20 protein-coding genes and 1 pseudogene are annotated in these 20,274 nt (G+C 59.4%); 15 read left to right on the top strand and 6 right to left on the bottom strand.

The features are described from left to right. Positions 1 to 2: 2 nt before the first annotated feature. Positions 3 to 1,154: an ABC transporter substrate-binding protein gene (locus XH90_RS14725; RefSeq protein WP_194482149.1), complete on the bottom strand. Its 1,152-nt coding sequence runs from the start codon at positions 1,152 to 1,154 to the stop codon at positions 3 to 5. A 291-nt stretch (positions 1,155 to 1,445) separates the two neighbouring features. On the opposite strand from XH90_RS14725, the gene XH90_RS14720 reads away from it, so the two are divergent. The 15 genes and pseudogenes from XH90_RS14720 to XH90_RS39000 all read left to right on the top strand — a co-directional run. Further along, a complete protein-coding gene (locus tag XH90_RS14720; RefSeq protein ID WP_210348728.1) occupies positions 1,446 to 2,426 on the top strand; it encodes a PDR/VanB family oxidoreductase in 981 nt (326 codons plus the stop codon). Between the two features lie 24 nt (positions 2,427 to 2,450). Beyond that, on the top strand, positions 2,451 to 3,767 hold the full coding sequence (locus XH90_RS14715) for an aromatic ring-hydroxylating dioxygenase subunit alpha (protein ID WP_194482148.1): 1,317 nt from the start codon (positions 2,451 to 2,453) through the stop codon (positions 3,765 to 3,767). A gap of 7 nt (positions 3,768 to 3,774) precedes the next feature. Continuing rightward, positions 3,775 to 4,257, top strand: coding sequence for an aromatic-ring-hydroxylating dioxygenase subunit beta (locus XH90_RS14710; RefSeq protein ID WP_194482147.1), 483 nt, complete (start codon positions 3,775 to 3,777; stop codon positions 4,255 to 4,257). 4 nt (positions 4,258 to 4,261) lie between these two features. Further along, positions 4,262 to 5,002 (top strand): SDR family NAD(P)-dependent oxidoreductase, encoded by a 741-nt coding sequence (locus XH90_RS14705; protein ID WP_194482146.1) that lies wholly within the window; start codon positions 4,262 to 4,264, stop codon positions 5,000 to 5,002. Positions 5,003 to 5,059: 57 nt separating this feature from the next. Then, positions 5,060 to 5,485, top strand: coding sequence for an organic hydroperoxide resistance protein (locus tag XH90_RS14700; RefSeq protein WP_194482145.1), 426 nt, complete (start codon positions 5,060 to 5,062; stop codon positions 5,483 to 5,485). A gap of 10 nt (positions 5,486 to 5,495) precedes the next feature. After that, the gene (locus XH90_RS14695; RefSeq protein WP_194482144.1) at positions 5,496 to 6,674 is read left to right on the top strand and encodes a thiolase family protein; all 1,179 of its coding nucleotides are present in this window, start codon (positions 5,496 to 5,498) and stop codon (positions 6,672 to 6,674) included. After that, positions 6,671 to 7,912: an SDR family NAD(P)-dependent oxidoreductase gene (locus XH90_RS14690; protein ID WP_194482143.1), complete on the top strand. Its 1,242-nt coding sequence runs from the start codon at positions 6,671 to 6,673 to the stop codon at positions 7,910 to 7,912. Before XH90_RS14695 ends, XH90_RS14690 begins: the two co-directional genes overlap by 4 nt. Before the next feature lie 399 nt (positions 7,913 to 8,311). Further along, the gene (locus XH90_RS14685; RefSeq protein WP_194482142.1) at positions 8,312 to 8,566 is read left to right on the top strand and encodes a LysR family transcriptional regulator; all 255 of its coding nucleotides are present in this window, start codon (positions 8,312 to 8,314) and stop codon (positions 8,564 to 8,566) included. A gap of 12 nt (positions 8,567 to 8,578) precedes the next feature. Further along, on the top strand, positions 8,579 to 9,361 hold the full coding sequence (locus XH90_RS39620) for an ABC transporter ATP-binding protein (protein WP_256442516.1): 783 nt from the start codon (positions 8,579 to 8,581) through the stop codon (positions 9,359 to 9,361). A gap of 896 nt (positions 9,362 to 10,257) precedes the next feature. Beyond that, on the top strand, positions 10,258 to 11,238 hold the full coding sequence (locus XH90_RS14675; RefSeq protein ID WP_246755814.1) for a substrate-binding domain-containing protein: 981 nt from the start codon (positions 10,258 to 10,260) through the stop codon (positions 11,236 to 11,238). A 38-nt stretch (positions 11,239 to 11,276) separates the two neighbouring features. Then, entirely contained in the window at positions 11,277 to 12,773 is a 1,497-nt protein-coding gene (locus XH90_RS14670) for a sugar ABC transporter ATP-binding protein (protein ID WP_194482141.1), read from the top strand. 16 nt (positions 12,774 to 12,789) lie between these two features. Then, positions 12,790 to 13,782, top strand: coding sequence for an ABC transporter permease (locus XH90_RS14665; RefSeq protein ID WP_194482140.1), 993 nt, complete (start codon positions 12,790 to 12,792; stop codon positions 13,780 to 13,782). A gap of 61 nt (positions 13,783 to 13,843) precedes the next feature. Next, positions 13,844 to 14,572: a FadR/GntR family transcriptional regulator gene (locus XH90_RS14660; RefSeq protein WP_194482139.1), complete on the top strand. Its 729-nt coding sequence runs from the start codon at positions 13,844 to 13,846 to the stop codon at positions 14,570 to 14,572. Next, positions 14,569 to 15,735, top strand: a complete 1,167-nt coding sequence (locus tag XH90_RS14655; RefSeq protein ID WP_194482138.1) for a serine hydrolase — start codon at positions 14,569 to 14,571, stop codon at positions 15,733 to 15,735. The genes XH90_RS14660 and XH90_RS14655 overlap by 4 nt, the downstream gene beginning before the upstream one ends. A gap of 11 nt (positions 15,736 to 15,746) precedes the next feature. Continuing rightward, positions 15,747 to 16,236: pseudogene (locus XH90_RS39000) on the top strand (LysR substrate-binding domain-containing protein); the annotation flags it as partial. Positions 16,237 to 16,358: 122 nt separating this feature from the next. On the opposite strand, the gene XH90_RS14650 reads toward XH90_RS39000, so the two are convergent. Genes XH90_RS14650 through XH90_RS14630 form a run of 5 tightly spaced genes read right to left on the bottom strand, consistent with a single transcriptional unit; the run spans position 16,359 to position 20,263 of the window. Next, the gene (locus XH90_RS14650) at positions 16,359 to 17,204 is read right to left on the bottom strand and encodes an ABC transporter substrate-binding protein (RefSeq protein ID WP_194482137.1); all 846 of its coding nucleotides are present in this window, start codon (positions 17,202 to 17,204) and stop codon (positions 16,359 to 16,361) included. Between the two features lie 41 nt (positions 17,205 to 17,245). Continuing rightward, positions 17,246 to 18,022 (bottom strand): amino acid ABC transporter ATP-binding protein, encoded by a 777-nt coding sequence (locus tag XH90_RS14645; protein WP_371748350.1) that lies wholly within the window; start codon positions 18,020 to 18,022, stop codon positions 17,246 to 17,248. Then, on the bottom strand, positions 18,019 to 18,777 hold the full coding sequence (locus tag XH90_RS14640; protein ID WP_371748349.1) for an amino acid ABC transporter permease: 759 nt from the start codon (positions 18,775 to 18,777) through the stop codon (positions 18,019 to 18,021). The genes XH90_RS14645 and XH90_RS14640 overlap by 4 nt, the downstream gene beginning before the upstream one ends. Positions 18,778 to 18,779: 2 nt before the next feature. Beyond that, positions 18,780 to 19,481 carry an amino acid ABC transporter permease gene (locus tag XH90_RS14635; RefSeq protein WP_194482135.1) on the bottom strand — a complete coding sequence of 234 codons (702 nt, stop codon included), beginning with the start codon at positions 19,479 to 19,481 and terminating at the stop codon, positions 18,780 to 18,782. A gap of 14 nt (positions 19,482 to 19,495) precedes the next feature. Next, positions 19,496 to 20,263 carry an SDR family oxidoreductase gene (locus XH90_RS14630; protein ID WP_194482134.1) on the bottom strand — a complete coding sequence of 256 codons (768 nt, stop codon included), beginning with the start codon at positions 20,261 to 20,263 and terminating at the stop codon, positions 19,496 to 19,498. Between the last annotated feature and the right edge of the window lie 11 nt (positions 20,264 to 20,274).

Genomic DNA, 20,274 nt, shown 5'->3' with positions numbered 1-20,274 from the left:
CGCTAGGGGACGTACTTCCAGGCGCCGTTGACCAGCTGAACGATCACGAGCGACCGCTCGTCGACTCCGTAATTCTCGCCGGGTTTGAAGTTGTAGACGGCATGCACGCCCGGAAATTCATGCGTGCTCAAGATCGCGTCCCGAAGTGCCGTACGAAAGCCGGTTTCGCCAGGCCTGCTAATCTTGATCGCGCGTTCGACCGCGTTGTCGAGTATCCGCCAGGCATCAAAAGAGAGACCGGAGAACTGATCCGTGACCGGACCCTTGTTGGCGCGTTCATAGGCGGCGCGAAACTCAAGGCTGAGCTTCTTGGCGAAATGATCGTCCGGCAGCTGCTCGGAAACGACCACAGGCCCGACCGAAAGCTTGATGCCCTCCGCGGCCTTGCCTCCCACTCGTACAAACTCGGGATTAACTAAGGCACCAGTACCGTAGATCGCACCCTTAAATCCTCTTTCGCTCAAGGCAAGCAAGGGCAACGCGCCTTGGGTAGCGGACCCGCCATCTAATACCGCATCGGGTCTCGCGGCAACGATACGCAGGACCTGGCCTGTTACGGACGTATCAGTGCGCGCGTACCGCTCGTTGGTTACGACCTGCAAATCGCCACGCTGTTCTGCCGCCTTCGCTCCCGCGTAGACCAGATCGCCCCAGCCGTCCGAAAACCCGATATATCCGACTTTCTTCACGCCATCGCGCTTCATTCGGTCGGCAACGATCTTCACCAACAGATCGGCCGATTGAGGCACAGTAATAGCCCATTGATCTGACGCCGATGTCGGCTTGGGCGGGATCGGTGAGATGCAGATCATGGGCACCTTCAGCTCAGTCGCGACAGAAATCATCGCCACGGTCGAAGGCACCGTCGCCGTACCGATCAGGACGTCGACCTTCTCTTCTTCGATGAGCTTACGCGCGTTACGCGTGGCCGCCGACGGATCCGACCCATCGTCGAGCTGAATGAGGCGCACCTTCTGCCCAGCCATCTGCGACTTGTATTCGTAGGCGGCAGCTATGCCCTTCGCGTATCCAATTCCAATCGCAGACCCCGGTCCGCTTAAGGATGTGACGAACCCGATCGTTACGTCCGCGCGAGCCGGAGTGAGAAAGGAAAGCGCCAACAAAGTGGCCGTAAGCACCGCTCGACGCCGCATTCGTAATCTCCCCGAGAGCTTTTTTCAGATCGAAATCGACGCCTTCATCTGATCAACGGCCGCCGCAACCCAACGCACCGGGGCGCCGCGCGATCTCAAAAGAACGTGCAACAGACTTGATCCATGTCTGTTGATATTTCTTGTGAAGCGTTATATGGAATATGTCAACTCCGCGAGGGGAACTGAACCTGGTTTGAAGGCGCGGCGCGCTCGATCCGAAGTAGCAACATTCTGTTGATGCAGCTCCGCTCACTAGCCATAGGCAATCCCTCGACGAACTTGGATTAATCGGTGAGTGACCTGTCGAACCTTGAGCGGCTTAAGCTCGTCGTGGTCCGCACGAAGCAAGAGGCACCCCTCGTGCGTTCTCTCTTGCTGGAATCTGCAACTGGCTGCCCGCTTCCCATCTGGGCTCCGGGCGCGCACATCAAGGTCTTTCTGCCGGACGGGCAAGAACGTTGCTATTCGCTCGTCGAGCTAACGGCGCCACCGGCTGAAAACACCGCCCCGCTTTCGTATTTGCTTGGCGTCAGGCTTGACGATGCCGGCCAGGGCGGCTCTCGATATATGCATAGTCTCAACGACGGCGACATGCTTGAGGTCTCAGCACCTCAAAACCACTTTCCGCTCTCGACTACCGACAGTCCCATACATCTTATCGCTGGCGGCATCGGTATTACTCCGCTTGCCTCAATGGCAGCCCATCTTGTCGCGACAAGAAAGCCGTTCCTGCTTCGCTATGCCGTGCGATCGCAGGACCAACTGGCCTTTCTGGCCGATTTAAGAACTCTGGCGGGACCTAATCTCCGCTTGCATGTCGATGATCGGGACGGCGTCTTTCCACTGGGTGACGTGATGCGTAGTTTGCCAGCGGACGAGCCGCTTTATCTTTGCGGTCCACGGGTCATGATCGACTCGGCCATATCGCTCGCGCGGGAGCTTCAGTGGTCCGAAGGCCGGCTTCGATTCGAGTCGTTCTCCGCCGCGCCTCCCGCGGCTGGCGACCAGCCCTTCGAGGTCGTTTTGATGACCTCTGGTCGCGTCTTGCAGATTCCGAAAGACAGAACGATTCTCGACGTGATGATTGAGCAAGGAATCGACGCGTTGCACGATTGCAAGCGCGGCGACTGTGGGATTTGCCAGGCGGCAGTGTTGGAAGGTGTCCCGGACCATCGGGATTACGTGCTCTCTGAGCAGGAGCGCGCCTCGGGGAAACTGATGCAGATTTGTGTGTCGCGCGCAAAGTCGCGACGGTTGGTCTTGGACCTTTAGGTCGGCGCAAGAGGAGACAGGCGAATGAACAATGCGGCTTTTGATGCGCATACTATTCGAAACCTGATCCGGGAGCGGGAAGTCCATCGCGACGTCTACATAAATGACGAGGTTTTCCGCCTCGAAATGCTGCATTTGTTCAGCAACACGTGGGCGTATGTCGGTCACGAGAGCCAAATCCCCGCGCCCGGCGACTATTTCGGAACTGAGATCGGAATGCAGCCGATTCTCATGGTTCGTCACACCGACGGCTCTGTTAAGGTGCTTTACAACCGCTGTCCGCACAAGGGTGTTCGCATCACTTCCGAAACCTGCGGAAACGCGGGGAAATTTTTCCGCTGCCCCTATCATGCGTGGAGCTTTAAGACTGATGGCTCGCTTCTCGCCATTCCGCTCAAGAAGGGCTATGAGAACACCGGGCTTTCTGAGAGCCACGCCGCTCAGGGATTGAGTCCTGTCGACAATGTCCGCAACTATCGGGGCTTCATCTTCGCGAAGTTGAGCCAGTTCGGACAGGACTTCGAAGAGTTTTTTGGAGAGAGCCTTTCTTCAATCGACAATATGGTCGATCGATCGCCACTCGGTCGCCTTGAAGTCGCCGGCGGGGTGTTTCGCTATGTCCACCCGTGCAACTGGAAGATGCTCGTCGAGAACCAGACCGACACGTGCCACCCGATGGTGGCGCACGAATCATCCGCGGGGACGGCCGTCGAGGTGTGGAAGACAGCTCCTCCCGGCACGCCCATGCCGATGGCGATCGAACTGCTCGCTCCGTTTATGTGTCCTTATGAATTCTCAGAAGAGATGGGAATTCGGGTCTGGGCTAACGGCCACGGCCACACCGGTGTCGGAAAATCGATCCATTCGAACTATTCGGCAATTCCCGAGTATTTCGATCAGATGGTGGCCGCATATGGCGAGGAGCGGGCTAAAGCAATTCTTATCGAGAACCGGCACAACACGATCTACTTCCCCAATCTCATGGTGAAGGGTCCAATTCAGTTGCTTCGCGTATTCAAACCCCTGGCGGCTAACCGCACACTCGTGGAGTCGTGGACTTTTCGTCTCGTCGGCGCACCCGACTTGCTGCTCGAGCGAACGCTTTCGTACAATCGACTGATCAACGCGCCAACCTCCATCGTCGGCCATGATGACCTTGAGATGTACGAGCGTGCCCAGCTTGGTCTTCGTTCCAACGCCAATCAATGGGTCAATCTCCAGCGGCTTTACTCCGCCGACGAAGATCCCGATCGCAGCGTGACGACAAACGGAACGACGGAATTGCAGATGCGAAATCAGTTCCGAGCCTGGTCCAAGTTCATGACGATGTCGATGCAGTGACGCGGCGATGGCACATTTCACCGATCAAGATATCATCAACTTCGTCTTCAATGAGGCTCGGCTCATCGATCAGATGCGCTTCAACGAATGGCTTGACCTCTTTACGGACGACGCCTGCTATTGGATGCCTCTCGAGTGGCAGCAGGCGGATCCTCGGCTCAGCGCTTCGCTAATGTATGAAGACAAACTTCTGCTCAGGATTCGAGTTGAGCGCTTGAACGGAAACCGCACATTCAGCCAAAAGCCGAAGAGTCGATGCCACCATTTGCTGCAGACGCCGCTCGTGCTCGATCGTGATGACGAGAAATCGACTTACACAGCCTGGACTCCCCTCCACTACATCGAGACGCGGCAAGACGAGCAGACGCTGTTCGCCGCATGGTTGACCCATACTCTCGTGGTCGTCGACGGCACGCTAAGAATCAAGATGAAGCGGGTCGATCTGGTTAATTCCGACGCCGCTTTTGGCAGCATTCAATTGTTCATGTGAGCTCATGTCCATAAAAGCCAACTCCTCGACAGCTGTCGTGACGGGAGGCAGCACCGGAATCGGCGCCGCAATCTGCCACTCCTTGATTGCCGAAGGTCATGACGTTGTGAATCTCGACGCTAAGCCCTTGAGCTGGACCCACGAACGGGTACGGCACGAGGAAGTCGACCTTTCCGATGCTGAAGCCACGCGGGCCGCCGCCTCGAAGGTCGCACGGACTTCCGAGGTTGGGATCTTTGTCCACAACGCGGGCGCAATTTGCCCTGCATTGGTTGAGGCGGCGGAGCCGAAGGATCTTACATTTCTAACGGATCTGCACTTGTCGGCACCACTCATCCTCCTACAAGCGTTTCTTCCTGCAATGAAGGCGCAGCGTAACGGACGAGTCGTCCTGATTTCCTCGCGCGCATTGTTGGGCGTGCCAACCAGGACAGCTTACGCAGCGACCAAAGCCGGAATGGTCGGAATGGGGCGTACCTGGGCCCTGGAGCTTGCCCAATACGGCATCACCGTGAACATGGTTGCACCTGGCCCAATAGGCTCAACTGACATGTTTCGTGCCCTCGCGCCGGACGGCAGTGAGCAAGCAAACCGAATCGCCAAGACCATTCCGGTCGGACGGTTGGGCCGGCCGGAAGATGTCGCCAACGCCGTCCTGTTTTTCGTGTCGGGCCGGTCCACGTACGTCACTGGTCAAACGCTCTTTGTGTGCGGCGGGGCCAGTGTGGGAACACTGACGCTCTAGCGTAAGCGCTACCCATTGCAATTGCGGCGTACCCCCATAATCAAGGAAGTCTGCTTTATGAAGCCAGAAAAGATCCTCTACGAAACCCAAGCCACCGCAACGGGCGGACGCGACGGCAAAGTCGAGAATGCGCAGAACAATTTCGCTCTAACGCTCGCACTTCCAAAGGAACTGGGCGGCCCGGGCGGCTCAGGCACCAACCCCGAGCAACTGTTCGCCGCGGGCTACGCGGCTTGCTTCCTTGGTGCCGTCAAACTGGTTGCAAGGCAGAGCAGGCTATCGATTTCAGACGATGTCAGCGTCACGGCCAAAGTCGGCATCGGACCTATCCCGGTTGGATACGCGCTCAGCGTCGAATTACAAGTAAGCCTCCCCAATATCGATCGCGCGTTCGCACGCGATATCGTCGCGCAGGCCCACCAACGATGCCCGTACTCGAACGCGACAAGAGGCAATATCGACGTGATACTTACCGTGGTTTGATGGCCGCGCGATGCCAGCCGCTGGCCGCACTCCCTACGACGGTGTCGTCATAGCGACGCCCGTAACCATTCCCTACGCTCGTTACTCGATCGAGAGCGCGCAATGGTGGATCGGGCGCGCACTCAAGGCGCTTTTGCAGGAGAGCCCGCTGCGAGCTGCCGACATTGATGGTCTCGCGGTCTCCAGCTTCACGCTCTACCCCGACACGGCGATCGGCTTGACGCAGCATTATGGTCTTTGTGTGCGCTGGCTGGAGACCATCCCACTTGGAGGCGTAAGCGGTATTGCCGCTCTCCGACGCGCAGCACGTGCGGTTCAGGCCGGGGACGCACGCGCCGTGGCTTGCATTGCCGGTGATACCAATCACGTCGATACATTCCGGAAAACGTTAGAGGCCTTTTCCCAAGCCAACCAAGATGCCATTTATCCCTACGGCGCCGGCGGAGCAAATGCCAGCTTTGCGCTCATCGCGCGTCACTACATGCGCACCTACGGCGTGTCACGTGAGGACCTCGCAAAGATAGCGGTGTCGCAACGTGAAAATGCGCTCAAGAACCCCCACGCCCTCTTCAAACGCAGCTTGACCATAGAAGAATATCTGGCAGCACGTCCTATCGTCGATCCCATTCATCTGTTCGACTGCGTGATGCCATGCGCGGGTGCGGAGGCGTTCCTCGTCCTCGACAGCGATTTTGCAGCGTCCCGCGGCATCTCCGGGGCACGGCTGCTGTCCACCATCGAACGTCACAATGCTTTCAGTGAAGACCCATCCCAATTGCGCGGCGGCTGGGCGATGGACGTCGACGAACTCTATACCATGGCAGGGATCGGCCCCGAAGGGATTGACGTCGTGCAGACCTATGACGACTATCCCTTCGTTACCATGATGCAATTCGAAGATCTCGGCTTCTGCCGCAAGGGAGAGGGCGTCGAATTCGTGCGCAAGCATGATCTTACAATCGGCGGATCCTTCCCTCACAACACGTCTGGCGGCCAGCTGTCCGTAGGCCAAGCCGGCGCAGCCGGTGGATATCTCGGTTTGACCGAAGGTCTTAGGCAAGTCTTGGGGTGCGCCGGCTCAACGCAGGTGCCGGATACCAAGACCGCGCTCGTGTCCGGCTTTGGTATGATCAATTACGATCGCGGCCTATCGTCCGGCGCGGCAATTATGGCGGGTGTACCGACATGACCATTCCGTTGGAGAAACCCGCACCCAAGGGAGGCCTTTGGCGCACTCGAACTCCGAGCTCGCCGCCCGGTCGACGCAGCCGTACTGCTCACCTGTTGACCCAGGCAGCGGCGGAATCACGATTTGCGCTGCAACGTTGCGCCGAATGCAACAACTTCGCGTATCCGCCGCGAGATTGCTGCCCCATTTGTCTATCCATCAATCTTCCTCTGTCCGACGCCCCCACAAGCGGCATACTCGTTTCCGCGACCGAAATACAAGTTTCGGGTGACGTCTACTTTCGCGAGCGTTCACCGTGGCGAGTTGGCATGGTGCAGCTTCAATGCGGACCAATCATGATTGCCCACATTCACGGCGATTGCCAGGAAGGAGAGACAGTAAAAATGTCCCTTCAATTGGACAAGGCTGGCCAGGCTGTCGCGTTCGCGTCGCCCGGGACGACGACGCCAAATCAAGCCGACGACAAGCAGTGGCGGGAATTTACGGCCGACCCTCGCTACCGCCGAGCTCTCGTCACAGACGGCCGAAACGAGGCCGGACAAGCGATTGCTCTTGCATTGGTCGCGGCCGGCGCGACGACGGTCTTCGTTGGCATACCGGAGCGGTGGCGTCCATTTAAGGGGGAGGACCGCCTTGCTTCGGTCACTAATATCCATCTCGTTTCCCTCGATATTGGGGATCAGCGATCTGTGGCGGGTCTCGCAGCGGACATCGGTCCCAAGACCGACATTCTCGTGAACACGAATGATCATGTTCGGCCCGGCGGGCTGTTGACGCGAAACGGGGCAGGCCGCTATCGAGAAGAGATTGAACGCAGCTATCTGGGTTTTGTGCATCTTGCCCAATCATTTGGACCAATTATGCGAGGCCGTGGCGCAGACGGCGCAGGGAGTGCCGTCGCTTGGGCAAACATCTTTTCGATCTACTCTCTCTCGAATTGGCCTGCTTATGGCGCCTACTCCGCATCTCAGGCAGCGGCATTGTCGTTGTCGCAGTGCCTCCGGGCGGAGCTGCGCGGGAGCGGTGTCAGGGTCATGAACCTCTTCACGGGCCCCATTGAGAGCGATTGGTTTCAAGGGCTGCCGCCTCCGAAAGTATCGCCCGAGGCTCTCGCTGCGGCGCTCATACGCGCATTGAAATCTGGAAGTGAGGATGTGTTCGTTGGTGACGTCGCAGAAGATTTCCGGCGGCGATTGACCACAAATCCGAAAGCTCTCGAACGCGAGCTCGGCTGGTAGCCGACCATAACATTTAGAGCAAAACCTCCTGCGGGCAGCAGCAACTCTTTCCCGCCCGGTGCTGACAATCGAGTGGGACGGAAAATGAACCACCGAGGAGTTTCTTTCACGATCCAAAAGACCAACAGTCGCAACGTTTGGGCCTGGTCATACAAGATTGACGATCAAACGCGCACCGGCCGGACCCATACGACCCTCGAGTTACTCGCGATCCACCGCGTCCAGATTCTGATCGACAGAGAGCTTCGCCAACGACAGAAACCGCCTGCCCAGCGTTCTTAGCGCGCCCGTGACCCTTTGGATCGGCGCGGCACAACGCTTGAAGCCGCCAGCAGTGCTGTCACGGTCCCCGTAAATGTGTCTATTGCTAGGCAGTATAACGTGTGCTTATGAAATGCCATGCGCGCACGTCAACTTGAGGTCTTCAGGACGATCATGCAATGCGGGACGCTCACCGAAGCGGCCCGGATCCTGAATGCGTCGCAGCCCGCGCTCAGTCAGGTATTGCTTAACACGGAGGACGTGCTCGGCTTCAAGCTGTTCGAGCGCGTGAAAGACCGCCTCGTTCCCACACCCGAGGCCGAAGAGTTGTATCCGGAGGCCGATCGTATCTTCGGGGAGCTGGAGAACCTCCGGCGCACTGCCTTGAGCTGAAGTTCGGCCATCGTGGCCTTCCCGCTGCGCGCACGCAAGGTCGATCGGGCAAAATGCGCGAAGCTAGTTGCGGAGGCGCTTGCAGCCGTCGAGCTAGACGGTTACGGCAAACGTTCGATCAACCAGTTGTCTGGTGGCCAGAAGCAGCGCGTCGCATTGGCGCGCGCCATCGTCTTCGCGCCGCGCCTGATCCTCATGGACGAACCACTTTCGGCGCTGGACAAGAGCCTACGCGAGTCAATGCAGATGGAGCTCCGCAGACTTCATCGAACCCTCGGCGCGACCATCATCTACGTGACACATGATCAGCGTGAGGCGCTGATCATGAGCGATCGCGTTGCTGTCATGCGCGGCGGGCGGCTTATGCAGGTGGACACGCCCAAGAATCTCTATTCTCGCCCCGCCAACCACTTCGTGGCGGGCTTCGTGGGGGAATCCACGTTGGTCCCCGTCAGTCGGCGAGGCGCGCGCAAAGTGTCGGTCGGGGAGTTCGAAATCGCAAGTCCTGTCGACGTACCGCTCGCTGGAGAGTTGTTTCTCGCTGTTCAGTCCGAGGCCGTGATCATCGGGAATGTACCCGCCGCGAGCGGTTACAACTATCTGTTCGGAACGGTGACGGACGTTGTCTTCCAAGGCGAAAGCAGCAAGCTCAGCGTCGCGCTCGAGGGGGGCCCGATCATCGGGGTTCGTCAGGCCGAGCACCACGCCGCCGCATCGTGCATGCCCGTCGTCGGCGAACGCGTGGCTCTGCGATTGCACGTGGAGGATACGATCATCGTAGCCAAGTCTGGTTGATGTGTTCGCGAGGTCTATATGTCCGATCAAATATCGCCGAAGCCGATCCTGACGGCCGAAAAAGCAGTCGCGGAACGTCGTAGGCTTTCTTAGAGCGTTAGCCAATTAGAGCAATAGCAGATATCAAGGACCAGCGCGGCAAGGTGCGGCGCCCAAGGCACGGCCAAAAACCTCGGCCTTCCCGAGGCATGGTATGAGACGGAGCCTCAAAGCACAGACCTAGCAGTCGGCCGTCGCTTAGGCGCTTACGCTCTGAAGTCTAAGCACGGCACAGGATCAAAGCCCGAAATCCAGTAGCGGCTCAGCCCACTCCCGGCCTGCACGAAGATTGCCCCCAAATGCTATTCGGCATGCAAAATTGGCGCTCTAAGTCGGGGATCGGCCTCAAAAATTTGATGCGGATTGAGAGTGGGCCGGCGGCGAGATGAAGCGGCCTCAACGAAGACACCATTGGCCGCATCCGATCGGGTAGAATGGCGATTGGGCCGTCCAGCCCGCCCACAGCGGCGACGCCTGTTGCCGCGGGCCACGACTTGCCTGCTGCCGTTCGGGACCGGCCGGTTCTTCATGATCCGTGGCGCCGAGGTCGCGCTGAACTGGATGGGCCGCGACCGTCGCCTGGCGTTCGCCGATACTCCCATTGCCCCGCATGTAGGACTGCCACGGGCTGGCGGCCGCAACGGGGCGCCTTGGTCTCGGGCGCTTTGGCCGACGGCAGTACAGGCATTGTATGCGCTCATCGCGAAGAGGGACTGGTCGAGCTTGCCCCGTAAAATCGAGTCACACCTCCTATTGACAATCATCTGATCTATCTTTTAATCATCAGATGTATCTATGATAACGTCGCCCTTCCTGAAAATTTGACCCGGAGGTGGGCGCCACAATCGGAGGAAACAATGAGATCTGTCGCACGTTTTGTTGCGCTCGCCGCTTGTGTCGGCATGGCGATGCCGGCCATGGCGCAGGACAAGATCAAGATCGGCTATATCTACAAGATGGGTGACGCACCTTGGTTCGTTCGGGAGATCGAAGGCGCAAAGAAGCGCGCCGCAGAGCTGGGAGTCGAACTCCTCGCCCAGGACGTCCAGACCGACGCGAATCTCGCAGTCACGACTATCGACACGTATATTGGGGACGGCGTGAATGGCATTGCGATTGTCGTGCCGGATCGGGCTATCGGACCCGTCGCGGCCGAGAAAGCCAAGAAGGCCGGGATACCCGTGATTGCCGTCGATGACGACATCAAATCAGGCGACGGGTCGGTGGTGCCGTATGTCGGCATCAATGGCTTCAACATGGGCGTGCGCGTCGGGGAGGAGATCATCAGCCAGATCAAGGCCGCCGGCTGGGACAAGGATTTCTCTGGAGTCAGAGTCGGCTCGATTGAGGATCAGAAAACGGACACCTGCATGCAGCGCAACAAGGGCGCGCAAACCGCCTTGTTCAAAGGCTATCCCCAGCTTGAAAAAAGCATGATCTCCATTCCCTATGACAACAGCATGGTCAATGCCATCGACGTGGTGTCGACCACCCTGACGGCGAACCCGGATGCGAAGAGATGGATCTTCTTCGCTTGCAATGATGACGGGGTGTTGGGCGCGGCCCGCGCGACCCAGAATGCAGGCATCCCAGCGGAGAAGGTCATCGGCGTAGGGTTTGATGGATCTCGTGCATGTGAAGCGTTCGGTTCGGGCAAGCCAAGCGCGTTCCGTGCCACGATGTGGCTTGACAGCGCAGTAGACGGCGCCACTGGCGTGCAGGCGCTCTTTGACAAGATCAAGAACAATACGCCGATGAAAGACATTTACTATGTCGAGCCGATCAAGATGGACATGCAGAAATTTGCTTCGATGAAGACGGTGCTCGGCTGCAAGTAACGAGGCTCGCCTCACGCACAGTCAACAAGGATAGAAAAATGGTTCTCGAACCAGTTCTAAGGGTCGAGAACCTTGCCAAGCGGTTCGGCCCCGTTCACGCACTCGGCGGCGTGAGCGCCAACTTTCATGCTGGCAAGGTTGTCGCCATTGTCGGCGAGAACGGTGCAGGAAAGTCAACGCTCCTGCGAATCATCGAGGGCGAGCACCAGCCAGACTCGGGAATGCTGAGTATGGGCGGGGAGGCCGTCCACATCAGATCCCCGCGCGAGGCGCACGCACTGGGCATTCGCATCATTCATCAGGAGCCAGAAATCGTTCCTGAAATGACCGTCGCCGAGAATATCTTCGTCGGCGATTTCAAGACGACCGGGGGCATCTGGCTCGACCGAAGCGATCTGAGATGCAGGACCGTCGAGCTTCTCGACAATTTCGGCATCTCGGGCGCGCTCGATCCGGGACGGAAGTGTGCCAATCTGGGCCCGGCCCAGCGCCAACTCATCGAAATCATGCGCGCCCTCAAGCCAGGTGCGCGTGTCGTGGCCTTCGACGAACCGACGGCATCCCTGACGGAAGAGGAGTCGAGTCGCCTATTCGCGGTGATCCGGCGTCTGAAGGCGCACGGCGTGGCAATCCTCTACATCTCGCATCGTCTCCGCGAGATCCTGGATCTTGCCGACGAGTGCCTCGTGCTGCGCGACGGCCGCTCAGTGGCTTGCATGCCGATGGTCGACCTGGACGAAGCCCAGATGGTCCGGATGATGGTCGGTCGGCCGATCTCCGACCTGTTTGGCTCCAGGGAGCGCTGCTTCGGCGACGTTGCCCTCCGACTGGAAGGGGTCACGACGAATTCGATCAAGGATGTCACGCTCGATATTCGGACCGGGGAAATTGTCGGCCTGGCAGGGCTGATCGGCGCAGGCCGCACTGAGGTGGCGCGGGCCATTATAGGGATGGATGCCATTACCAAAGGCGTCATGACGCTTGCGGCCAACGAACCCTATGCACCGGATTCGCCTGCCGATGCTATCCGCGCTTGCATCGGGCTTGTGCCTGAGGACCGGCGACAACATGGCTTGCTGCTTGGCCAGACGGTCCGGGAAAACGTCTCGCTTCTCGTGCCTGAGCGAATATCGAAATTCGGCTTCATCGCGCCCCGGTCGGAGAAGGAGTTGGCCAGGGTCTGGATAGACCGTTTACGGATCAAGACGCCCTCCGCCGAACAGCTCGTCGCCAAACTCTCCGGAGGCAATCAGCAGAAAGTCATCTTTGCGAGGTGGCAAGCGCGCGGACCTAAGATCCTGATCCTTGATGAGCCGACCCGCGGGATCGACGTCGGCGCCAAGTTGGAAATCTACCGTCTGGTGGAGATGCTCGCCTCGGAGGGAATGGCCATCCTGCTCATTTCATCCGAATTGCCGGAAATTCTGGGCTTGTCGGACCGCATCTATGTGATGCGCGCGGGCTGCATCGCCGGGCAAGTTTCAGGAGAAACGGCCACCGAGGAAAACATTCTCGAATTGGCTCGCGCGAATTGATTGAGAGGTAAGGGACGTGGATTTGACCGCGAAACGTAGCGCCGGCGGCAGCCTTCTGACAGGTCTGCTCGAGAGGATAGGCGTCCAGAATGTGAGCCTCTTAATTGCGCTCATCTTGTTGTTGGCCATATTCGGCGCGATACGGCCGGAAGCCTTCTTCTCAGGGCGCAATATCATCAATATCGGCTTGGCGGTGACCGTTATCGGCATCCTTGCAATGGCGCAGACAGTGGTGATCATCTCGGGTGGTCTCGACATCTCCGTCGGATCAATCGTCGGCTTGACCACCATGGTCATTGCCGTCGTGGCGCAGACATCCGGCTCCATCTTCCTTGCTGTGACGACAGGGCTCGCGGCGGGCCTTCTCGCGGGTGCGGGCAACGGCGCCGTCATTGTGTTCGGACCCGTAAATGCGGTCATAGCTACTCTCGGCAGCATGTCGGCCTATCGCGGCTTGGCCTACCTGCTCAACAACGGCAATTCGATCCCGATCGTCGACGACGGCTTCCGGATGCTTGGCACCGCCACGCTTTTCAGCGTACCGTTCGCGATCTGGTTACTGCTTGCACTCATGCTGATTACAATTGTCATGCTGCAGAATACGACGTGGGGCCGAAACATTTATGCGCTCGGCGGAAACCGCGTGGTAGCGCGCCTAGCTGGCATACACATCAACGGCTACCAAATCGGCATCTACGCCGCCAGCGGGCTTGCGGCGGGGATCGCCGGAATCGTCCTTGCTAGCCGGACAATGTCTGGCCAGCCCGCTTCGGGCAGCCAAGGGCTGGAGATGGAGGCGATCACGGCTGCAGTGCTCGGCGGATGCGCGCTCCAAGGCGGCAAGGGGAGCGTCATCAGCACGATGCTCGGCGTTCTCATAATCGGCACCCTGAACAACGGAATGATCCTGACCAGTGTGCCAACCTTCTACCAGCTGCTAGCCAAGGGCGCGCTGCTCGTGCTTGCGGTGATCGTCCAGGAGCGGCGACAGATCAGATCAGACAATTGACGGCTGCGTGCAAGACGCTAACCCGTGCGGTAGAAGAACGAAAGATCCTCGAGGATGCAGAGTGCGGAAGAAAAAGCAGAAGCCTGTGAAGCTGCATGATTCGGTGATGGAGATGCTGGCGCGGAGGATCATCTCCGGCGTCTATCCAGCCGAGACCACTCTGCCAAACGAGACGGAGCTTTGCGAGCAGCTTTCAGTGGGCCGCTCCTCCCTTCGAGAAGCGGTGCGCGTGCTGACCGACAAGGGAATGCTCGTAGTCCAACGACGCATCGGAACACGCGTGACGCCCTCCTCACAGTGGAATAGGCTCGACGGGGATCTGATCCGGTGGACTGCGCACGCCGCCCCCGACCAGCAGTTCATGTGGTCGCTTCTTGAGGCGCGGCGGATCTTCGAACCGGCGGCGGCGGAACTAGCCGCGACCCGCGCAACGGCTGCCGACCTCGCCCGCATCGAGGCCGGCTACATGGGGATGGTGGGCAGCTGGAAAGGCGGCGACGCCGAAAACCTCGTAGAAGCGGACATCGCTTTTCACCGCGCCATTCTGGACAGCACGAAGAATGTTGTGCTCATGCAAATGGTCTCTATCATCGAGGCGGCGCTGCGCGCGGGTTTCCGCCATACCACAAATACGTCCCGAACTCCTGAGGTGGCGCTGGACGCGCACTTTCAGGTGCTCGAGGCCATACGGTTGCGCAATCCTGAGCAGGCGAGAAGCCGGATGACCGTATTGATGGATTGGACCGCAAAGGATCTCGAATCCTCGCTCCTCAATGGGAAAAGGCAATGAGGGCCCCGATCCGCAGTCGTCAGCGGCGCGCTGCCTTTTCGGGCAAACTTGTGCGCGTTCTCGACGAGTGGACGCCGCATCGGATCAGGGGTGCGGTGGTCCTGGTCGCCCACGAAGGGGAAATCGTCGAGGCGATTTGTGCGGGCTTTCGCGACCTGGAGCGACAGGCCCTGATGCAGGTCGACACTCGCTTCCGTTATGCCTCCTTGACGAAAGTCTTCATATCCGCAATTGCGCTCATGCTGGTCGAGGAAGGCGCCTTCAACCTGACCGACCCCGTTTCGCGTTACCTGCCCTTCTTTGAACCGCGCGGGCCGGATGGCTGCCCGGCAGCGATTACTATTGCTCATTTGCTCACGCATACGGCCGGACTCGATTATGGATTTTGCCAATCTCCGGACGGCGCGTATCGGCAGGCGGGTATCTCGGACGGCCTCGACCTTACGAATATGCCATTGCGAGAGAACCTCCGTCGCCTGGCGACGATTCCGCTTTCCTTTATGCCGGGCGCGGCTTGGCAATATTCGCTGGCGACTGATGTGATCGGTGCCGCGATCGAGGCTACAACAGGATGCTCGCTCGGAGAGGTGCTCAGATCAAGGCTGCTCCACCCCCTCTCCCTCAATTCGGTCGCGTTCACTGCCATCGACCGCAACGATCTGGCGTCGGTTTATTATGACACGGCCGACGCTCCACGCAGGATCGAAGGACCGCAGCACGTCCGGCATAATGGCGGCGAGCTCATTCTCTCGCCTGAGCGGTGCTTCTTGAAAAGCGAATACCCCTCTGGCGGCACCGGCCTGTTAGGAAATGCGAGAGATTTCTTGAGATTGCTCGAAGAGATTCGTACCGGGCGCAACCATGTTTTGTCTGGTGCCGTTCGCGATCGATTGAGCCAGAACGCGATTGGCGACTTACCAGCACTTGGACTCGATCCAGGATGGCGATTCTCCCATGGCTTTGCCATCCTTGAGAGCCCTGAACGCGCCAGGGTGCCGTTCGGAGCAGGAACCTGGCGTTGGGGCGGTGTCTATGGGCACCACTGGTTCGTCGACACGGCCGAAGATCTGGCCGTCGTGGTGCTCACGAATACTACGCCTTCCGGAATGAACGGCGACTTCCCGTTAGCAGTAAGAGACGCAGTTTACTGTGCCCGCAAATAATATCTCACCTGCTTGCTGCGAGCACGGACTACGCTCGCTTCAGCAACGATGATTTTGATATCCACATCGTTTACGGTCCGCCGCGCGAGGAGGGTTTTGAAGTCGTCCCTCTCCCGGAGGAGACGGTCACGCCGCTCTGTTTGCCTGTCCTAGCAAAATCGATTAGGAAGCCTGCCGATCTTCTCGAGCAGACGCTGATCCGCTCTGATGTGAAACAGATTTAGTGGCACCAATGGTTCACGGCGAACGAATTAGAGGCCCCCTGCACTCCATGGCATGAAATTCGATCGCAGCTTTCTTGCGATCGCGACAGCCGGGAGGGTTTGGGACTCGCGCTGGAATCAACGTTTCTGGCCGAACGCGAACTGGTGAGCGGGCGATCGGTTGCGCCGTTGGCAGGACGCGCCAACCATACCGCTACGCGGTCACCGCCTTATTTACCCGCTCGCCAGCCGACAGCGATCCGCGGTACGAGCCTTTACAGATTGGCTCGTGGCGTAGCTCGTCGGCGAAAATGCCATCTCCCGCGCTGAAATTCTTCGCAACGCTAGGCGAAAGAGCAGCCAGCGGGCGACTCGCTCAGGATGGAGCTTGCTCCAATCAGAATGGCGCCAATTCACAAATCATGGGAGCGGCGTGAACTTCAGCTGGCTGAGCGGCGCGACCTTGTCGGTGCGCGTCATCTTGAACTCGGTGCTGGGCCCGAGCCACTTGTCCCAGAGCTGGTTGATTTCGCCGGCCTGGTCCATCGCGAGCAGGGTCTCGTTGATCTTCGCGAGCAGCGCCGGCTCGTCCTTCTTCATGCCAACGCCGATCGGCTGCAGGACCATGGGCTCCTCGATCATCTTCAGTGGCTGCCCGCCCTCCTTGGACTGGTTCACGAGCTTGGTGATCGTCATGGTATTCGCCACCATTCCGACCGCCTTGTTCTGTTGAACCGCCATGAAGGCCGAGCCGGTATCGACGAAAGTCAGCGGGTCGGATTCGTTCATCTTGATGGCCAGTTCCGACGTCGATCCTTTGGTCGATGCCAGCCGCTTACCCTTGAAATCGGCTTTGGCGGACCCGGGGTCGCTCGCCTTCACTGCCAGCATTTCCTTGGCGATGTAATAGGGATCGGAAAACTGGATCTGCTCCGCGCGTCCCAGCGTGTAGGCAAGGTTCGCCACCGTGATATCGACATGACCGAGCTTGACCTCCGGCACGCGCGCCTCGACCGAGAGCGGCGTGACCTTTGCGACAACGCCCCAATGTTGGGCGATCGCCTTGCAGAGATCGACGTCAAAGCCGACCATCTCACGTGTCTTGGCATCCGGCGCCGCAAACGGCGGGACGTCCGCGAAGGTTCCGCAGCGCAGCTCCTTACGCTGGATGATGTCCGAGAGCTGGTCGGCGCATGCCGCAGACGCGATCCCGGCAAGGCCTGCAACCGCGGCCACTAGGCCGATCGAACGTTTCTTGAAAGACATTCGCGTTCTCCTCCAGATTAGGTCACATCAAGTCAGCGCGCTCACCGTGTGTGCAGGTCCGACAGGAAACGCTGCGCACGGGGATGTTGTGGTGAGCGGAAGAAGTCCACCGGAGCTCCCGTCTCGAGCACCCTCCCAGCGTCCATGAACCAGACACGATCGGCGACATCACGCGCGAAGTTCATCTCATGGGTCACGCACATCATGGTCATTCCATCACGCGCAAGCCCACGCATGACGGACAGCACTTCCCCCACCATCTCCGGATCGAGCGCGCTGGTCGGTTCGTCGAACAGCATCGCTGGCGGCTCCATGGCGAGCGCGCGCGCGATCGCCACGCGCTGCTGCTGTCCGCCGGAGAGCTGGCCTGGATAGTTCTGTGCTTTAGCCGCGAGCCCGACGCGATCCAGCAGCCGCAGGGCCGTTTCGCGCGCGTCGCTGCGCTTGACGCCGTTCACCTTCATCGGCGAAAGCATGACGTTGTCGAGCGCACTCAGATGCGGAAACAAGTTGAAGCTCTGGAAAACGAATCCGATGCGGCTCCGGAGGTGGTTCAGCGCCGAGCCACGCAGCTTGGCATGAACGTCCTTGCCCTCGAACAGCACCGAGCCGGACTGGATTTCCTCGAGCCTGTTGACGGTACGGATGAGCGTCGACTTGCCCGAACCGGACGGCCCGCAGACCACCACAACCTCGCCTTTCTTGACCTCGGCATTGACGTCCGTCAGCGCGGCCAGCGGTCCAAAGAATTTATGGACAGCGACGAACTGGATCATGGCGGCGGCATTTGGGGATGGAGTTTCATGCGTCATGGTCATGCCCCTGATGCGCTTGCGGCTGTGGCAGGCAGTGCGGACGCAGCGGCCACGCCTGCGGTTCGGCGCGCGGTAATCCGCCGCTCGACCATGTTGATGGCCTGCGTCAAGGTCCAGCAAACGATGAAATAGCTGATGGCGAGGATGAAGTAGACTTCGAACGGCTTGGTCAGCAGGCGGTTGTTGATCTGGCCGGCCGCAAAGGTGAGCTCGGGCACGTTGATGATGTAGCCGAGTGTCGTCTCCTTGATGGTCGAGACGAACTGACTGAGGATGCTCGGGATCATGTTAAACAGTGCCTGCGGCAGAATCACGTAGCGCATCGCGCCGAGACGGCTGTGCCCGAGCGCGCGGGCAGCATCCATCTGACCTTGTGGCAATGCCTGAATTCCGGCCCGCACGATCTCACTCAAGAATGCGGCTTCGTAGCCGATCAGCGTGACCAGCATGGTCGCGAACGCCGGCACGCTATGGCCGATCAAAAGCGGCAGCACGAAATAGACCCACAGAATGATCAGCAGCAGCGGCACACCGCGGGTGACGTAGACCATGGCCATGACCGGCCAGCGCAGCGCCCGCCACGGCGACAGGCTCGCCAGCGCCATCACGACGCTCAGCGGAAAGGCCAAGGCAATGCCGAGCACGGAGAGAATGAGGGTGGCCGTAATGCCGCCAAGCGGACCGTTCGGATACTGACCGACGAGCAGCAACAGCCAGTTGTCCCTTACGATCTCGATCATGCTCGGAAGCAGCGCCATGATCAGACCGCTCCGGCCATGCGGCTGCGCTGCTCGAGATGGTGACCAAGCCACATCAGCAACAGCGAGCAGACGAGATAGACGATCGTGGCAATCAGGTAGCTCTCGAATGGACGAAAGCTCTGGTTCTCGACCTCCTTGACCGCGTGGGTCAGCTCGGCGACGCCGATCGCCATCGCAAGGCTGGAGTTCTTGAACAAGGAGACCGTATGGTTCACCAGCGCCGGCATCGCGTTGCGAACGGCCTGTGGCAGCAGGATGTAGGCCATAGCCCCGACATAGCTATGCCCCAGGGCACGGGCGGCTTCCCACTGCCCCCTCGGCACGGCACGCAGACCGGAGCGTTGATCCTCGCTGAAATACGCAGCCTGACACAGCCCCAAGGCAACGACAGCGAACAACGCTTCGCCATTGTGATCGCCTAGCCACATCTGAACCGAGTCCGGCAGCAGGCTCGAAATGCCGAAATACCAGAGCATGAGCTGCACCAAGGTCGGTACATTGCGGTGGTAGGAGACGTAGATCGCGACAAAACCGCTGGCGATTCGGCTCGGCAGCATCCGGACCGCGAGAAGTACCATTCCAAGACTCATCGCGAGGAGCCACGAGCCGATGAAGATGATGAAGGTCATCTTCACCCCATGGACCAGCATCCGGCTGAACTCCGGATTGAGCAGGACGGCCATGAGGTCGAAACCCTTCACCGCGCGCCCCTCGTCTAGGTCGGAAGGACGGGTTTTGGAGCGCCTTCGGGGCGCGTGGTCGACAAGCCACCCGGCACTTGCAAGGTCGGTGTGATCTCGATGTAGCCGACATTCACCGCCACCGGCGCCGCAATCGCAAATGCGATGGCGTCGGCAATGTCCTTTGCCTCGGGCAGTTCAAAGCCCTCGATGAAGTTCGCACGCGTCTCGGCGCTGTCGCCATGGACATGAGCGAAGATGTCGGTTGCAACCCGGCCGGGGCAGATTTCGGTAACACGCACGCGCTTGCCGAAGCAATCGACCCTGAGCTGACTGGTCAGCATGCTGACGGCCGCCTTGGTCGCATGATAGCTCGAGTTGCCTGCGAAGTTGTAGGCGCCGGCAATCGACGTGATGTTCACCACATGGCCGCGATCGCGCTCCGCCATGCCCGGCACGAGCAGACGGCAGAGATGCAGGATCGCACGCAGGTTGACATCGACCAGAAGATCGATCTCGTCCGGATCCGCCTGGAGAAACTTCTTCGGCCGGTCGACGCCCGCGCAATTGACGAGCACGTCGACCTCGGTACCCTGAGCAAACTTGGTGACTGCCGCAATATCTCTGACGTCGATGGCGTGGGGGATGCAGCCGGTGCGATCGGCCAAAGCTCTCAGCGCATCCGCGCTCCGTGCGACCGCATGAACCTTCAGGCCCTCACGCGTCAGGCGTTCGACGACCGCCAGGCCGATTCCTGACGAGGCGCCAGTGACGAGAGCAGTCCTGTAATCGGAGAATGGCATCGGGCTCCTCA

This window comes from Bradyrhizobium sp. CCBAU 53338 (assembly GCF_015291665.1).
GTDB lineage: Bacteria > Pseudomonadota > Alphaproteobacteria > Rhizobiales > Xanthobacteraceae > Bradyrhizobium.
Note: the sequence above shows the minus strand (reverse complement) of the source record. Positions and strands in the feature narration are given on the sequence as shown.

Excerpts from the sequence above, each read along its gene's own strand:
- XH90_RS14675 (WP_246755814.1), top strand. The coding sequence starts at position 10,258 with ATGAGATCTGTCGCACGTTTTGTTGCGCTCGCCGCTTGTGTCGGCATG.
- XH90_RS14715 (WP_194482148.1), top strand. The coding sequence starts at position 2,451 with ATGAACAATGCGGCTTTTGATGCGCATACTATTCGAAACCTGATCCGG.
- XH90_RS14700 (WP_194482145.1), top strand. The coding sequence starts at position 5,060 with ATGAAGCCAGAAAAGATCCTCTACGAAACCCAAGCCACCGCAACGGGC.
- XH90_RS14650 (WP_194482137.1), bottom strand. The coding sequence starts at position 17,204 with ATGTCTTTCAAGAAACGTTCGATCGGCCTAGTGGCCGCGGTTGCAGGC.
- XH90_RS14725 (WP_194482149.1), bottom strand. The coding sequence starts at position 1,154 with ATGCGGCGTCGAGCGGTGCTTACGGCCACTTTGTTGGCGCTTTCCTTT.
- XH90_RS14630 (WP_194482134.1), bottom strand. The coding sequence starts at position 20,263 with ATGCCATTCTCCGATTACAGGACTGCTCTCGTCACTGGCGCCTCGTCA.
- XH90_RS14640 (WP_371748349.1), bottom strand. The coding sequence starts at position 18,777 with ATGGCGCTGCTTCCGAGCATGATCGAGATCGTAAGGGACAACTGGCTG.
- XH90_RS14645 (WP_371748350.1), bottom strand. The coding sequence starts at position 18,022 with ATGACCATGACGCATGAAACTCCATCCCCAAATGCCGCCGCCATGATC.
- XH90_RS14670 (WP_194482141.1), top strand. The coding sequence starts at position 11,277 with ATGGTTCTCGAACCAGTTCTAAGGGTCGAGAACCTTGCCAAGCGGTTC.
- XH90_RS14655 (WP_194482138.1), top strand. The coding sequence starts at position 14,569 with ATGAGGGCCCCGATCCGCAGTCGTCAGCGGCGCGCTGCCTTTTCGGGC.
- XH90_RS14685 (WP_194482142.1), top strand. The coding sequence starts at position 8,312 with ATGCGCGCACGTCAACTTGAGGTCTTCAGGACGATCATGCAATGCGGG.
- XH90_RS14690 (WP_194482143.1), top strand. The coding sequence starts at position 6,671 with ATGACCATTCCGTTGGAGAAACCCGCACCCAAGGGAGGCCTTTGGCGC.
- XH90_RS14705 (WP_194482146.1), top strand. The coding sequence starts at position 4,262 with ATGTCCATAAAAGCCAACTCCTCGACAGCTGTCGTGACGGGAGGCAGC.
- XH90_RS14695 (WP_194482144.1), top strand. The coding sequence starts at position 5,496 with ATGCCAGCCGCTGGCCGCACTCCCTACGACGGTGTCGTCATAGCGACG.
- XH90_RS14710 (WP_194482147.1), top strand. The coding sequence starts at position 3,775 with ATGGCACATTTCACCGATCAAGATATCATCAACTTCGTCTTCAATGAG.